Genomic DNA, 16,085 nt, shown 5'->3' on the forward strand with positions numbered 1-16,085 from the left:
AGGTGTTTGATTTTTAGCCCAAAGGATACAATTGCTTGGAGTTGCTATACTTGCGGTGTTAGCATTAAGCGTAAACATGCCTAAAAAGTCGAACTGATGAGTGAACTAAACGATTACACCCAAGCGCAACTATTGCTTGAAAAACACGATATATACATTGCCCCAGCGGAAGTACATGGTGCTATCAGCGGCTTGTTGGCATGTGGATTAAATATTGAAGAAAAAGAGTACCTCGGTTTATTGAGTGATGTGTTCAATGAGGGACAAACATTTCAAGAAGAGCTAAAGCAATTTTTTGCCAACATGTATAAACACGTTGTTGAGCACTTCAGTAATGCAGAATTTCATTTTGAATTATTCTTACCAAGCGAAGACGAGTCTTTAATAGACCAGGCCAATGCGTTAGTCGGCTGGGTCTCTGGGTTTTTGTTAGGATTTGGTTTAAAACAAAAAGATTATGGTAAGTTATCTGCTGATGTGAAAGAAGTGATCAGTGATTTTACTGAAATTACCAAACTCGATACGCATTTTGATGACACCGAAGAAGACCAACAAGCCCTTCATGAAATTATTGAATATATTCGTGTATCAGCCATGCTGTGTTTTGCTGAAATGGGCAAAGATCTGACTACAACTTCAAAGACAATACACTAATGATTGAGACAAAAGAGTTTTTACAACGCAGAACACGTTTGTTATCACAATTAGATAAAAACGCTGTTGCTGTGATCCCTGCCGCGGTGGAGTTGACACGCAGCCGCGATACAGAGTTTCCTTTTCGTCAAGACAGCGACTTTTACTATTTAACAGGCTTTAACGAACCTGATGCTGTACTGGTGCTATGTAAAGACCGAGATGAACAACTCAGCAGCCACTTATTTTGTAGAAACAAAGACAAAGTAGCTGAAATTTGGCATGGTCGCCGCGTTGGCTTTGAGCTGGCGAAAGCGCAATATTTATTTGATCACAGCTACCCACTTAGTGAGCTTGATGAGCAATTGCAGTCGCTCGTTAACACCAAGCGTGTACTGTATTATGGACAAGGTACTTACGGTGACTTTGATAATAAAATCTGGTCGTTATTAAGCACTCTACGTGGCGCACCAAAAAAAGGTTATCGCGCCCCTGAGATCATTAAAGACATTCGCCCATTGGTGCATGAAATGCGACTGTTTAAATCCGAAGCAGAAATTGCGCTCATGCGAAAGGCGGCAAAAATAAGCTGCGAAGCACACAAACGAGCAATGCGGTTTGCAAAAGCTGGAGCCACTGAATACCAGCTAGAGGCAGAGTTACATCATCATTATGCAATGAATGGTGCGCGTCATCCAGCCTATGGCACCATTGTTGGCTCAGGTAACAACGCCAATATATTACATTACACCGAAAATGGGGATGAGTTAAAAGCTGGAGATTTAGTGCTCATTGACTCAGGTTGCGAGCTGCAAGGTTATGCCGCAGATATTACCCGTACTTTTCCGGTATCTGGGCGTTTTAGTGAAGCCCAAAAGCAAGTGTATGCATTGGTTTTAAAAGCACAGCAAGCCGCATTTGAGCATATTAAACCAGGCGGTACGTTGGTTAAGGCCAATCAAGCTGCAATGAAAGTAATGACACAAGGTTTGATCCAGCTCGGTATTTTGGCTGGAGATTTAGATACACTCATGGAAAACCAAGCGTGCAAAGCGTTTTATATGCATGGTTTAGGTCATTGGTTAGGCTTGGATGTACACGATGTTGGTGAGTATAAACTCGATGAGGCTGACAGGCCTTTTGAACCTGGCATGGTATTAACCATCGAACCTGGGTTGTACTTTGACGAAGATGCTGAAGTGCCTGAAAAATTTAAGGGCATAGGCATTCGTATTGAAGACGACTTGCTCGTTACCGAAAGTGGCTTTGAGAACTTAACTGTAGATGCACCAAAGACCATTGCTGACATAGAAGCGCTAATGCAACACTAGGAGAGCAGGTTGCAACACTTTGATATCCTTATTGTAGGCGGAGGCATGGCTGGTGCCACCGCTGCGTTGGCAATGAGTAAGCTTAATGTCGATTACAAAATTGGCGTTGTCGAAGCCTTCACGCCCAAAGATAAAACACATCCTAGCTTTGATGATAGAAGCATTGCTCTGGCACACCAATCGGTATGTTATCTTAAAGAATTAGGTTTATTTGAACCTAGCTGGTCTTTTGCGCAAGCTATTAAGCAGGTGCATGTATCTGATAGAGGCCATTTTGGTAAAGCCCATATTCATCATCAAGACTACCAATGTGATGCTTTGGGATATGTGGTTGAAGTAAATCCTTATGGCGCGTTTTTACATCAACAATTAAAAGACGCGGGTGTCACGCTGTTTTGTCCTGCAACGATTGAAACGTTAACACAGACACTTGATGCTGTGGAACTCACCTTAAACACTGGGCAAACCATTGCCGCAAAGTTAATGGTGATTGCTGATGGCGCACAATCCCCCACACGAGCACTGCTAAAGCTTAACTTTAACAGTGTTGCCTATGAGCAAGGTGCATTGATTGCAAACGTAAAGGTACAAGATGGCCATAACGGTCAAGCTTTTGAGCGATTTACAGAACATGGACCGATGGCGTTATTGCCCATGAGTGACTCTCGTTACTCACTTGTTTGGTGCATGGAAAATAGCCAATTGGCACAGTATCAGCACATGGATGCAGAGCAGTTTATTGAAAAGTTACACAATGCGTTTGGTTATCGCGCTGGGCTTTTTACTCAAGTGGGTATGCGAGCAAGCTACCCTCTTGTGCTAGGTCGCGTTGAGAAAGTGGTGCACCACCGTTGCCTTTTAATTGGTAATGCGGCACATGCTATTCATCCGATTGCAGGACAGGGTTTTAATCTTGGTCTGCGAGACATACAGTGTTTAGTTGAGCTGCTGGCGAATCCTAGCCAAGCACAAATTGGGGATTATCACTTTACGCGTCGTTATGAGTTATTAAGAGAGCAAGATATTAACACGGTGATGACTCTCACTGACTCTTTAGTACGCTTGTTTTCGAACTCTTCAAGGCTGATGGCATTAGGCCGCAGTTGTGGTTTATTTGCGATGGCCTTATCTTCACGTTTAAAAGCGCCACTTGCAAAGCAGTTAATGGGCCATGTGATCAAAGGAAATCGCTAATGCAGCAAGTTCAAGTATGTATTGTAGGTGGTGGGGCAGTCGGCTTAACACTGGCTTTGGGGCTGGCCAAAGCAGATATTACTGTTCAAGTAATAGATAGCTCCGCGCCACCGCAACCTTTAGGTGAGCTATTTGCCAATCGTGTCAGTGCCATCAGTCTGGCCAGCCAAACACTATTTGAGCAGCTGGATGTGTGGCAGGATATGGTGGCACAACGTGTTATGCCTTACACGCATATGGATGTTCGTGACAAGGACAGCTTTGGTAAAATAGCTTTTAACAGCAGCGAACTGGATTTGCCAGAGCTGGGCCATATTATCGAAAATGACGCTATTCGTTATGCGCTTTACAATAAACTAAAACAATTTAGTAATGTAAGCTTGGCGTTCGATACGCGTTATCAAAGTATTCATCAAACAGACTCCGATGTGCTGATCACGCTAGGATCAGGTACGCCTGTGATGGCTAAGCTTTTAGTCGCATGCGATGGTGCAAATTCAGCTATTCGCACACAGTTTAAAATGCCAATGACTTTTTGGGATTATGACCATCACGCCATCGTTGCGACGGTAAAAACACAACTGCCACATGATGCCACCGCTCGCCAAGTATTTTTACCTACCGGGCCATTGGCCTTTTTACCGTTACATGATGAGCATCACCATTCGATAGTTTGGTCGACCTCACCAAAAGAGGCTGAGCGATTAATGGCACTATCCGAAGGCGAATTTAACAAGGCGTTGAATGTGGCTATTGATGGACAGTGTGGTTTATGTGAAGTTGCCCCCGATAGAGCGGTATTCCCACTTAGAATGCGCTATGCAAAGCAGTGGCTGAATAACAAAGTGGTGTTGATGGGCGATGCTGCGCATACCATTCACCCGCTGGCAGGGCTTGGCATGAATTTGGGTTTGAAGGACGCTGCTTTGCTTATCGAGTTGCTTAGTCGGGACCTGCGTGACGGGTTTGCAAACCATAGAACGTTACGTGAGTATGAAAGAGCGCGAAAACTAGATGCACAAAAGCACATTGCTATGATGCAGGGGCTTAAAGAATTGTTTGAAGGAACTCATCCGTTGAAAAAGCTAGTACGCGGTGTTGGTCTAAGTATGGTTGACAAGCTTGGCCCCTTGAAGCAGTTGTTTGCTAAACAAGCCGTCGGTAAATAATCGGATGTTGACGTTGGGCTCTGGTTATATACAGAGCTCTATGTCACATTTAACGTTCTAAATTATGAGCTTTTATCTCCTTATCAGTGATTCATCAGTCGTTTATCAATATATTATCAATCCTTGTTAGTTGCCCTTGTCGTGAGCCCGCCAGTGACAGGGCCAAGTTGTTTACCATCTATTGTGATCATTGTTTGGCCTTTAAAGCTATTTTTAACGTGATTAGCCAAGACGCAGCGCGATAAATTCAGCAAGCTTATCAACAGCATGGACAGATTCACCCGAGTTCTTGATAAGACAGATACCAATTTGTCCAAGCTCAGGCAAGGTGGCCGTGTGACTTTGATAGTTGAGTTCGCTTGGCACGGTGCTTTTTGCTAATACCGTGATCCCTAACCCTTCTTTAAGTGCTGCTGTTAGCCCAGTTAAATCGGCATTACTGTATATAATGCGATGTTTAAGGCCCGCTTGTTGCAACGCTTCAATGGCGCGGCGTCGGTAGATACAGCCTTCAGGCGCCGTCACCAGCGTGACGATACCATCATTGGCTTTGGATAAATCACCTACCCACACCAGTTGGTCTTGCATAAAAATGGGATGTTGAGCAGAATCAAGTTGCTCATTAAGCGCGAGCACCAAGTCAAATTGATCCTGCCTAGAAGTTGAAAGTAAATGCTTACTTAAGCGGGATTTAACTTCTAACGATACATCTGGATATAAAGAAACAAAATCACCGATGATGGACGGTAAAATACGGGCTGCAAATTCACTGGGGATCCCTAAACGTACTTTACCCGTCACGCTCTCTGAGGTGAACTGCTGAATGATTACATCGTTGTGTTGCAACATCTGCTTGGCAAGTGGCAGTAGCAACTCACCATATTGGTTGAGTACCTGTCTTTGACCCTGCTTCTTAAATAGCTTGCAGTTGAGCATGTCTTCTAAGCGTTTTATCTGTAGCGAAACGGCAGGTTGTGATAAACCTAATAGCTCGCCAGCTTTGGCAAAGCCGCCCACATCAACTACTGTGACTAAAGTACGCAGGCCATCAATCGATAAGTTCTTCATATTAATAAATACTATTTAACAAAGCTAATTACATAAGTATTATTTATCAATGGATAAATAATTACAATTTGTTGTTGGCTTTTAGGGCCAATATACTCTGTGCTTATCGAAATTTAATTAAGGTGTCTCTATGACATTTGCACCTACAATGTTTGCAAAACACCGCCAAGGCTGTACACCAGCCGTTAATAGTATGACGATGACGCAAGATCTAACCGTACTTGATTTTAGTGGTTTTGAAGCGACACCTTTTTTAAATCAACAAATGGGTTTAAATCTCAACAAGCTAATGGCACCGGGCCTTGGTATCCAAGGAAAATTAGATGGAGGCCAATCGTACTGCGTGTATTATTTCAGCGAAACGGCCTATCGTTTTGTGGTAGAAAGTAGCGCGGTTGCAATTTTAGAGCAGTTTGTGGCTGCACATGTTGAAGATTACGATATTGAGCTGGTGGTGCGTGATGATTTAGCTATCACGACCGTTTCTGGCCAGCAAGCGTTTGAAACTTTAGTAAACAGCTTTGAGTTAACACCTGGATTGAGACTATCTGACGAGCAGGTGTGTTATGGCAGACAAAGCGGTGAAGTATTTGTCACCTCTCTTTTAGAGCAAGGTGAACAGCGTTATCAGTTAATTGCGCAATTACCTACGCTGAATAAATGGCAAGCAACATTGCAAGCGCAAGGCTTTGACCTAAACTAAATCAAAATAACAAGGGCACGCTGTATGGCGTGCCCTTGTTGCTATTTGAATTAACCCCACCTCGTTTGAGGTAGCGTCAACAACTAGACTTGTTGATTAAATATAAGTGAAGGAATGATATGACTTCTAAAACAGTATTACATGCCAAGCATCTAGAAGCTGGCGCAAAAATGGTTGACTTTCACGGTTGGGAAATGCCTATCAACTATGGGTCACAAATTGAAGAGCACAACGCAGTACGTAACGATGCAGGTATGTTTGATGTATCTCACATGACCATTGTTGACGTAGCTGGTGATGATGCAAAAGCATTTTTGCGTAAATTGGTTGCCAACGATGTGGCTAAGTTAACTGTACCAGGTAAAGCACTATACACAGGTATGCTTAACGAGCGCGGCGGTGTAATCGACGACCTTATTATTTATTTCTTCACTGAAACCAGCTACCGCCTAGTTGTTAACTCAGCAACGCGTGAAAAAGACTTAGCACACATCGCAAAAGTATCTGAAGGCTACGCAGTTGAAGTGACTGAGCGCCCAGAGTACGCAATGATTGCAGTACAAGGTCCAAATGCTAAAGCAAAAACAGCTACCGTATTAAACGACGAACAAAAAGCTGCTGTTGAGGGCATGAAGCCATTCTTTGGTGTTCAAGCGGGCGATTTATTTATTGCAACAACAGGCTACACCGGTGAAGACGGTTATGAAATTGTGGTTCACAATGATGACGCAGCAACACTTTGGCAAAAATTATTAGATGCAGGCGTTGCACCTGCTGGCTTAGGCGCGCGTGATACGCTACGTTTAGAAGCGGGCATGAACCTGTATGGTTTAGATATGGATGAGTCTGTATCGCCACTGGCTGCAAATATGGCGTGGACCATCGCTTGGGAACCCGCAGAACGTGACTTTATCGGTCGTGAAGTATTGGAAAAACAACGCGCTGAAAAAAGTACTGACAAATTAGTTGGTCTAGTTTTAGAAAGCAAAGGTGTACTTCGCAGTGGTTCTAAAGTTATCGTAGAGGGTGGCGAAGGGGTGATCACTTCTGGTACATTCTCACCGACTTTAGGCTTTAGTGTGGCATTAGCACGTGTTCCTCGTTCAACGGGCGATACAGCACAGGTTGAAATGCGCAAAAAGTTAGTTGACGTGAAAGTAGTGAAGCCTTGCTTCGTACGTAACGGCAAAGCAGTTATTTAATATTAAGAAAGGGTGGGTTAACCACCCAAAACACCGAACCAAAGGAACAAAAAGATGAGCAACATTCCTAGCGAGTTAAAGTACGCGTCTTCACACGAGTGGGTTCGCGCTGAAGGCGATGGCACTTACACAGTAGGTATCACTGAGCACGCTCAAGAACTTCTAGGCGACATGGTATTCGTAGAATTACCAGAAGTAGACGATGAAGTTGATGCTGGCGAAGACTGCGCAGTTGCTGAGTCTGTTAAAGCAGCTTCTGACATCTACGCGCCAATCACAGGCACAATCGTTGCTATCAACGAAGAGCTTGAAGATTCACCTGAAACGGTAAACAACGACGCTTATGGCGACGGTTGGTTATTCCGCATCAAAGCTTCTGACGAGTCAGAGCTTGACAACCTTTTAGATGCGGAAGGTTACGCGAATTCAATCGACGAAGACTAATCGTTTTACGTCTACATAAAGGCCCCATTTATTGGGGCTTTTATAATTAACCCTGATGATAAATGCGTTGTGCAAACGCTTATCCAAACTGGGGTTAATAAGAAGCACCGCATTTTTGGCCCATGTGCCATATCACATGGGCTGATTTAGTTTTGTTACTCTGCTGTTACCAAGGCTATTGTGACAAACACACTTTTTAATTTGGATCATAGGAATCTGGACTAATGTCAAACGCCAAATCTCTTGAACAATTAGAGCAAAAGCAAGATTTTATTCGTCGCCATATCGGCCCAAGCCCGGCGCAAGTAACTGACATGCTGAATGCTCTTGGGGTATCGAGTGTTGAAGAGCTGATCGGTCAAACTGTACCTGCGGCTATCCGTTTAGAGCAAGGGTTAAACATCGGTGAAAGTCGCACTGAAGTTGAAACGCTAAGCTACCTAAAATCAGTTGCAAGCAAAAACAAGGTATTCAAGTCATACATCGGTCAGGGTTATCACCCAACACATGTACCGAACGTAATTTTACGTAACGTACTTGAAAACCCAGGTTGGTACACAGCTTACACTCCTTATCAGCCAGAGATTGCACAAGGCCGTTTAGAATCATTATTAAACTTCCAGACGCTTACGATTGACTTAACAGGCTTAGACCTAGCTTCAGCTTCACTACTTGATGAAGCGACAGCCGCAGCAGAAGCTATGGCGCTGGCTAAGCGTGTTGCGAAAGCGAAAAAAGCTAATATTTTCTTTATTGCCGATGATGTACACACGCAAACCATTGACGTGGTAGCTACGCGTGCTGAACAGTTTGGTTTTGAAGTGGTAGTAGGTCCTGCTGTTGAAGCTGCAAACCACGACATTTTTGGTGCCTTATTCCAATACCCAAGCACAACCGGTGAAGTGGTTGATGTGCAAGACTTAATTGCTCAAGTACAAAGCAAAAAAGCGATTGCCTGTGTAGCAGCTGACATCATGAGCTTATTGCTACTTAAAGCGCCAGGTCAATTAGGTGCTGACGTAGTGCTGGGGTCTGCACAGCGCTTTGGCGTGCCTATGGGCTACGGTGGTCCTCACGCTGCATTCTTTGCAACGCGTGATGCGTACAAGCGTTCATTACCTGGTCGTATCATCGGTGTGTCTAAAGACCGTTTAGGTAACGATGCACTGCGTATGGCGATGCAAACGCGTGAGCAGCACATCCGTCGTGAAAAAGCCAACTCAAACATTTGTACAGCGCAGGTATTGCTCGCCAACATGGCCGCATTCTACGCGGTGTATCACGGTCCACAGGGCCTTAAGACTATCGCTCAGCGTATTAACCGTTTAACCAGCATTTTAGCAACGGGTCTTAAGTCTAAAGGCGTTGCGCTTAAGCACGATACTTGGTTCGACACGCTAACGGTTGTAGCTGATAACAAAGACGAAGTTGTTGCACGCGCGATTGCCGCAGAGGTGAACTTTGCTACTAACCACGAAGGTGAGTACTCAATCTCTGTGAACGAAACAACCACACGTGCAGACGTTGCCCAGTTGTTTGATATCGTTCTTGGCGAAGGTCATGGCTTAGACGTTGACGCACTTGATGTACAAGTGAGCAACGATGGCATCACAGGTATTCCTGCAAGCCTAGTACGCGATGATGAAATTTTAACGCACCCTAACTTCAACTCGTACCACAGCGAGACTGAAATGTTGCGTTATATCAAGCGTCTTGAAAACAAAGATTTAGCGCTTAACCACTCAATGATCTCGCTCGGTTCATGTACCATGAAACTTAACGCGACCGCTGAGATGATCCCAGTGACTTGGCCTGAGTTTGCAGAGCTTCACCCGTTCTGCCCATTAGAGCAAGCACAAGGCTACCAAATCATGATCAACGAACTACATGATTGGTTAGTTGATATCACAGGTTACGATGCGGTATCACTACAACCTAACTCAGGTGCACAAGGTGAATACGCGGGTCTTATCGCGATTCGTAAATACCACGAGTCACGCGGTGAAGGTCACCGTAACATCTGTTTGATCCCAAGCTCAGCGCACGGTACTAACCCTGCATCTGCGCAAATGGCCAGCATGAAGGTGGTGGTTGTTGGCTGTGATAAGAACGGTAACATCGATATGGAAGACCTACGCGCCAAAGCTGCGGATGTCGCTGAAAACCTATCGTGTATCATGGTTACTTACCCGTCTACACACGGTGTTTACGAGCAGACCATCAAAGAAGTATGTGACATCGTACACCTGCACGGTGGTCAGGTGTACATGGATGGCGCGAACATGAACGCGCAGGTTGGCGTAACAAGCCCAGGTTCAATCGGCTCTGATGTATCGCACCTTAACCTACACAAAACATTCTGTATTCCACACGGTGGCGGTGGCCCAGGTGTTGGTCCTATCGGTGTTAAATCTCATCTAGCGCCATTTATGCCTAACCACAGCGTGATCAACGTAGCGGGCACAACTGCAGGCAACGGTGCGGTTTCAGCAGCGCCTTACGGCTCTGCGGCTATTCTACCTATCTCTTGGGCATACATTGCCATGATGGGCAGCGAAGGCTTAAAACAAGCCACAGAAATGGCGATTGTGAACGCTAACTACCTAACTGAAAAGTTAAGCGAGCACTTCCCAATCTTGTACCGTGGCCAAAACAACCGTGTTGCGCACGAGTGTATTGTTGACTTACGTCCTATCAAAGAAGCCTCTGGCATCACTGAAATGGATGTGGCGAAGCGTCTACAAGACTACGGTTTCCACTCACCAACGATGTCGTTCCCGGTTGCGGGCACCTTGATGATTGAGCCGACTGAGTCTGAGTCAAAAGTAGAAATCGATCGCTTTATCGAAGCCATGGTGTCAATCAAGGGCGAAATCGACAAGATCATCTCAGGCGAGTGGTCAATCGAAAACAACCCATTAGTATTTGCACCACACACCCAAGCCGACGTACTTGGCAACGACTGGGATAGAGCATACGACCGCTTCTACGCGGCATTCCCAGTACCAAGCGTAGCAAAAGACAAATTCTGGCCAACGGTAACCCGTATCGACGACGTATACGGAGACCGTAACCTAATTTGTTCATGCCCAGCGGTAGAAACTTACGCGGAGTAAGGGTTGGGTTGGCGATCAACAATTAAGTTTGTGAACGCTACAATTAAAAATGTGAATGCAATTAAGATTGTGAACGCAAAATTAAAAAAAAGCGAGCCAGTAATGGTTCGCTTTTTTAATGGGTAAAAATTTTTATTTCATGTAAGATGATTTACAAATGAATAAAAATAAGCAATTGGACAGTGCATACACTTTTTACGTGGCTTGGTAATCGCGATATTGAAAACATGGAACAGGAGCAGAATGCTGCTATTGTTTCACTTGCGACAAAATCTGAAATTCCATTCGACAAAATCGTTATTCTCTCCAACAAAGATGAAGCTAAGTGGGATTCATTTGAGCGCTTTCTGAAAAAGCGGATGGCGATGATAAGCCGACCATCTGATGATATTAAAATCCACTTGGCGCAAATTCAAAGTCCAATTGACTACCAATCTATTTCAGTTGAAACAGAAAAATGGATCACAAAGTTATCTGAAGAGTCTGACATGCTCTCAATTAACCTGACTTCTGGTACTCCTGCAATGACAACTCTTTCTGTGCTTCATGGAAAGGGAAAGTCCAATACACGCTTTGTGCAATCGTCCCCGAAAAATGTTATTGAAGAAGTCGAAATACCACTGGATTTCGGTAAAGAATACGTAAAGTCTGCCTCGAAGAACATTGCACATACGGCGACCTCATTACCACAGGTACAAAAGGCGTTTTCAGAATTAACTGCCAAGTCAAAAACAATGACTGATGTGGTTGAAAAAGCCAAAAGAATAGCTGCATCTGAAGTTCCTGCACTTATCTTAGGTGAAACAGGTACGGGTAAAGAGCTAATGGCACATGCTATTCACAAAGGCAGTCTTAGAGCAAACAAGCCCATAAGAGTCGTAAACTGTGGTGCGCTTGCTGAAAATCTAGTTGATTCAACACTGTTTGGTCATAAAAAAGGTGCGTTTACTGGCGCAGATAAAGATTATGCAGGTCTATTTGAGCAAGCTAACGGTGGAACCTTATTTTTAGATGAAGTTGGTGAATTAAAGCCTGATATACAAGTTAAGCTTCTAAGGGCATTACAGCAAGGGGAAATTACTCGGCTGGGTGACACTAAAACCATTAATGTCGATGTGCGAGTTATTGCAGCTACCCACCAAGATTTAACCGCCTTGATTGAACAAGGGGATTTCCGAGAAGATCTGTTTTACCGCCTAGCGGTGGGCATTATCAATATGCCACCACTAAGTGATCGAATAGAAGATATTCCAGTCATAGTTGAACAACTGACAGACCAAATTAATGAGTCTGGGTCCAAACACCCAGACTACATAAGTAAAAAAGTTTCCGAAAATGGAATTAAATTTATTTTATCGCAATCATGGCTAGGCAATATTCGTGAATTATGGAGCACATTGAACAGGGCTTTTCTCTGGACAGATGCAAAATTGGTAGGTGAAAAGGAACTGTCTGACGCGATCATAAATAGAAGACTTGGTGGACAAAATAATGATGTTAGGCTGTCTTTTAACGACAAAGTGGATATAGTTCAACTAACTGAAAATTATCAAAAAAAGTATGTTGAATCAGCATTAAAGGCAAGCGGTAATGTTAAGAAACACGCCACCCAAATGCTGGGCTTAAAAGACCATCAAACGCTAACAAACTGGATGAAGCGGTTGGGGATTCAAAATGAAAAAGAACAATAATTTCGAATTTGGCATTGCGCTTGCGATATAGGACACAAGGAATAATCAGGAATGAAGCAATCAATGAATTTTGAACACATCCAAACAAAATGGCCTGAGTTACATCAGCTTGCTGCATTTGCAGAAGAATATGTAATCAGTGACCCACAAAGTGCTTTAGTAAAACTACGCTGTTTTGCTGAGAAAGTAGTTGGCTATTTGTACAAGGAACTTCGTCTACCAGTGTTCCCCAATTCTAACATCTATGACAAGTTAACCTCAGATGACTTCACAAGTGTCGTACCAAGCTTAATTACTGACAAACTTCATGCGATCCGTAAAAGCGGTAACCAAGCCGCGCACGAAGGCAAAGTCGATCAACAGCAAGCTATCTGGATATTAAAAGAAAGTTACTTTGTCGCTAGTTACCTCTTTATGGCTTATGGGGGAGGCCAGCAAGAAGATTGTCCTGAGTTTACTGTTCCTGAGCAAACAAAACCACTAGACCAATCTGGTGCTGAGTTTGTTAAAAAGAACAAGCAACTTGAAAAACAGTTAGCTGAAAATGAAGCGCGATTAAAGAAAGCACTAGAGGAGCTGGCAACTTCTGAAAAAGCGCAAAAACTTGCACAAATTGAAGCATCCAAGCTTAAACAAGCAATTGACTCTGAAAAAGTCAGCCAAGTGCAATCACTGAATAAGAAAATCACATCAAGCTTTAAGTTTGATGAGGCTGAAACTCGCGCCCGTATTATTGATATGGATTTACGTGCAGCGGGCTGGAATGTTTCACTGGACGAATCTACCACCGATGAAGTGGGCAAAGAAGTAGATTTGCCACATCAGCCAACGAATAGTGGAAACGGAAGAGCTGATTACGTTCTGTGGGATGATGATGGTAAGCCATTGGCGGTTATTGAAGCAAAGCGTACTCGTGAATCTGTTGAAAAAGGCCGCGAGCAAGCAAAAATCTATGCTGATGCGCTAGAAAAGGAATATTGTCAGCGCCCTGTAATATTCTATTCAAATGGCTACGACATTCGTATTTTAGACGATGCGCAAGGCTATAACAGCCGCAAGCTTTACGGGTATTACTCAAAAGACTCGTTGCAATACCTTATAAAGCAACGAACTTTGAAAAAAGATCTCAACCAAACGCCTATTGATACCGATGTGGCTGGTCGTATGTACCAAATGGAAACCATATCGCGTGTCTGTGAGCGTTTCACCAACAAACACCGTAAATCTCTTATCGTACAAGCAACGGGTACGGGAAAAACACGAGTATCTATCGCGCTGGCGAAACGCCTGTTGGATGCTGGTTGGGCAAAGCGTGTTTTATTCCTATGTGACCGTAAAGAGTTACGTAAGCAAGCGGGTAATGCCTTTAACGAATTTACCAAAGAGCCGCTTTATGTAGTTGGTAAAAGTAAAAAAGAAGCAGCAAGTAGTGCTCGTGTCTTTATCGCAACCTATCCGGGCATGATACGCATTTTCCAAAAGTACGATGTCGGTTATTTTGATCTGATTGTTGCTGATGAATCTCACCGTTCTATTTACAATATTTACGGCGACATTTTTAAATACTTTGATGCGTTAGAAGTTGGCTTAACTGCAACCCCAGTTGAAATGGTATCTCGTTCTACCTGTCAGCTATTTGGTTGCGATTATAAAATGCCGACGGCGAATTACCCGCTAGAACAAGCGATAGAAGACGGCAACTTAGTACCCTACAAAATCGTTAGCTTTACGACTAAATTCCAGCGCGAAGGCATTAGCAAGGACAATCTTAGTGACGAGCAAATTGCTCAACTTGAGGATCAAGGGATTGATCCTAATGAGTTGGATTTCGACGCAAAAGAAATTGATGATGCAGTGAAAATAACAGGAACTAATGAAGCAATTATTAGAAACCTGATGGAAAAAGGTTTACGTGATGTTGATGGTCAATTACCGGGTAAAACAATTGTCTTTGCCCGGAATATCGCTCACGCCGAACTTATGGCTAATCTATTTGCAGAAATGTATCCGCAGTTGGGTAATAACTTTTGCCGAGTAATTCACTCGAAATATGAACGTGCTGAAGAGCTAATTGACGATTTTAAATCGACAGAAGAAAACAGTATTCGTATTGCCATCTCGGTTGATATGCTCGACACTGGTATTGATGTGCCTGAATGTGTAAACCTCGTATTTGCTAAACCAATTAAGTCGAAAGTGAAGTTCTGGCAAATGATTGGACGTGGCACGCGCTTGTGTAAAGACCTTTACGGTACAGGAAAAGACAAAACCCACTTCTTGATTTTCGATCATTGGGAAAACTTCGAATACTTCGATATGGACCCAGAGGAAGAGGACGTTAAACAGTCTAAGTCGCTAACTCAAAAGCTATTTGAATCACGCTTGTTATTGGCTGAAACCGCACTTAAAAAAGCCGATGTCGCAACGTTTGATGAAGTGATAAAGCTCATTCATCAGGACGTATGTTCACTTGATATGAATACCATAGCGGTGCGTGACAATTGGCAAGTAGTTGAAGCGTGCAAAGACGATAAATACCTTAACCAGTTTGCACCAGAAACTAAAGCAAGTCTCTATGAGCATATTGCACCGCTGATGCAATGGCGCAACATTATGGGTCAGTCGGAGGCGTACAAGTTTGATAATGAAATGGCCATTATCCAAACTTTGCTATACACCGACCCAAGCCTAATTGACTTAGCTAGACAAGCTTTGATGGTGAAACTTGAAAAGCTGCAAATGCACTTAAATGAGGTGCGTGCTAAGGCAAGTTTTATTGCAGATATTCAAAAAGAGGAATACTGGCAGAACCTAACAGCATCAATAGACGGTTTTGAAACACTTGAAACCAGTCGTAAGGCATTGCGTAGCGTTATTCACTTAAGAGAAAAAGGCATTCAACCGCCTTCTCAAGAAGTCATCTTAGATATCAGAGAAGATGAAGCTGATTATCAGGTTACGGAACGTCCTACCAAGATAGTGTCGATTGACTATCAAATCTTCCGCCAAGAGGTTGAAAAAACCTTGGCGCCACTATTTGAAACCGATAGCGTGTTACAAAAAATCCGTGCAGGTAGCCCAGTAACTGAAGATGACATTGCTCGCTTAAATGCCTTAGTACACATTCAAAACCCGAATGTCGATTTAAATACTTTGAAAGAGTTTTACCCAGATTCAACGGCAAGCTTGGATAAAATTCTTCGTACCATTGTTGGCATGGATAAAGAGGTAATCGAGCAAAGCTTTACTAAATTCGTACAGCAAACTCATACCCATATGAATGCCAAACAACAGCGTTTTATTGGTTTATTAAAAAATCATTTAGTGCGCTATGGCGTTATCAAAATTGATCAGCTTTACGATGCGCCATTTACCCAAGTGCATGACATGGGCTTAGATGGCCTGTTCAGCGAAGCGCAAGCTGATGTGATAGAGCAGTTCATTAAACAGTTTGATGTGGAGCTTGGACATAAAGCCACATCAGTAGATAAAGAAATTCAGTTGTAGGTCGAGCGTTTAATTAAACAGTGCGAC

The 16,085-nt window shown here is 43.4% G+C and carries 11 protein-coding genes; 10 read left to right on the top strand and 1 reads right to left on the bottom strand.

The annotated features are described in order from the left end of the window. Positions 1–96: 96 nt before the first annotated feature. The 4 genes from L1070_RS07885 to L1070_RS07900 are packed head-to-tail and all read left to right on the top strand — an operon-like array spanning position 97 to position 4,327. Entirely contained in the window at positions 97–654 is a 558-nt protein-coding gene (locus L1070_RS07885) for a UPF0149 family protein (RefSeq protein WP_070985689.1), read from the top strand. Then, entirely contained in the window at positions 654–1,964 is a 1,311-nt protein-coding gene (gene pepP / locus L1070_RS07890) for a Xaa-Pro aminopeptidase (protein ID WP_237125123.1), read from the top strand. Before L1070_RS07885 ends, pepP begins: the two co-directional genes overlap by 1 nt. Positions 1,965–1,973: 9 nt before the next feature. Next, entirely contained in the window at positions 1,974–3,158 is a 1,185-nt protein-coding gene (gene ubiH, locus L1070_RS07895; RefSeq protein WP_275423262.1) for a 2-octaprenyl-6-methoxyphenyl hydroxylase, read from the top strand. Then, positions 3,158–4,327: an FAD-dependent monooxygenase gene (locus tag L1070_RS07900; protein ID WP_237125126.1), complete on the top strand. Its 1,170-nt coding sequence runs from the start codon at positions 3,158–3,160 to the stop codon at positions 4,325–4,327. The genes ubiH and L1070_RS07900 overlap by 1 nt, the downstream gene beginning before the upstream one ends. Before the next feature lie 222 nt (positions 4,328–4,549). Here the strand turns inward: L1070_RS07900 and L1070_RS07905 are convergent, their stop codons facing one another. After that, on the bottom strand, positions 4,550–5,395 hold the full coding sequence (locus L1070_RS07905) for a LysR family transcriptional regulator (RefSeq protein WP_070985685.1): 846 nt from the start codon (positions 5,393–5,395) through the stop codon (positions 4,550–4,552). A 130-nt stretch (positions 5,396–5,525) separates the two neighbouring features. Here L1070_RS07905 and L1070_RS07910 point away from each other — a divergent pair, with 130 nt between their 5' ends. From L1070_RS07910 to L1070_RS07935, 6 genes are all read left to right on the top strand, one after another. Continuing rightward, positions 5,526–6,098 (top strand): hypothetical protein, encoded by a 573-nt coding sequence (locus tag L1070_RS07910; RefSeq protein WP_237125127.1) that lies wholly within the window; start codon positions 5,526–5,528, stop codon positions 6,096–6,098. A gap of 119 nt (positions 6,099–6,217) precedes the next feature. Further along, positions 6,218–7,300: a glycine cleavage system aminomethyltransferase GcvT gene (gene gcvT, locus L1070_RS07915; protein ID WP_070985683.1), complete on the top strand. Its 1,083-nt coding sequence runs from the start codon at positions 6,218–6,220 to the stop codon at positions 7,298–7,300. Positions 7,301–7,354: 54 nt separating this feature from the next. Beyond that, positions 7,355–7,744, top strand: a complete 390-nt coding sequence (gene gcvH, locus L1070_RS07920; protein ID WP_070985682.1) for a glycine cleavage system protein GcvH — start codon at positions 7,355–7,357, stop codon at positions 7,742–7,744. 224 nt (positions 7,745–7,968) lie between these two features. Then, positions 7,969–10,860 (top strand): aminomethyl-transferring glycine dehydrogenase, encoded by a 2,892-nt coding sequence (gcvP, locus tag L1070_RS07925; protein WP_237125128.1) that lies wholly within the window; start codon positions 7,969–7,971, stop codon positions 10,858–10,860. 182 nt (positions 10,861–11,042) lie between these two features. Further along, positions 11,043–12,551 carry a sigma 54-interacting transcriptional regulator gene (locus L1070_RS07930; protein ID WP_237125129.1) on the top strand — a complete coding sequence of 503 codons (1,509 nt, stop codon included), beginning with the start codon at positions 11,043–11,045 and terminating at the stop codon, positions 12,549–12,551. 51 nt (positions 12,552–12,602) lie between these two features. Beyond that, positions 12,603–16,058: a DEAD/DEAH box helicase family protein gene (locus L1070_RS07935; protein ID WP_237125130.1), complete on the top strand. Its 3,456-nt coding sequence runs from the start codon at positions 12,603–12,605 to the stop codon at positions 16,056–16,058. Positions 16,059–16,085 lie beyond the last annotated feature (27 nt).

The organism is Pseudoalteromonas sp. MMG022 (assembly GCF_021654245.1).
Lineage (GTDB): Bacteria > Pseudomonadota > Gammaproteobacteria > Enterobacterales > Alteromonadaceae > Pseudoalteromonas > Pseudoalteromonas amylolytica.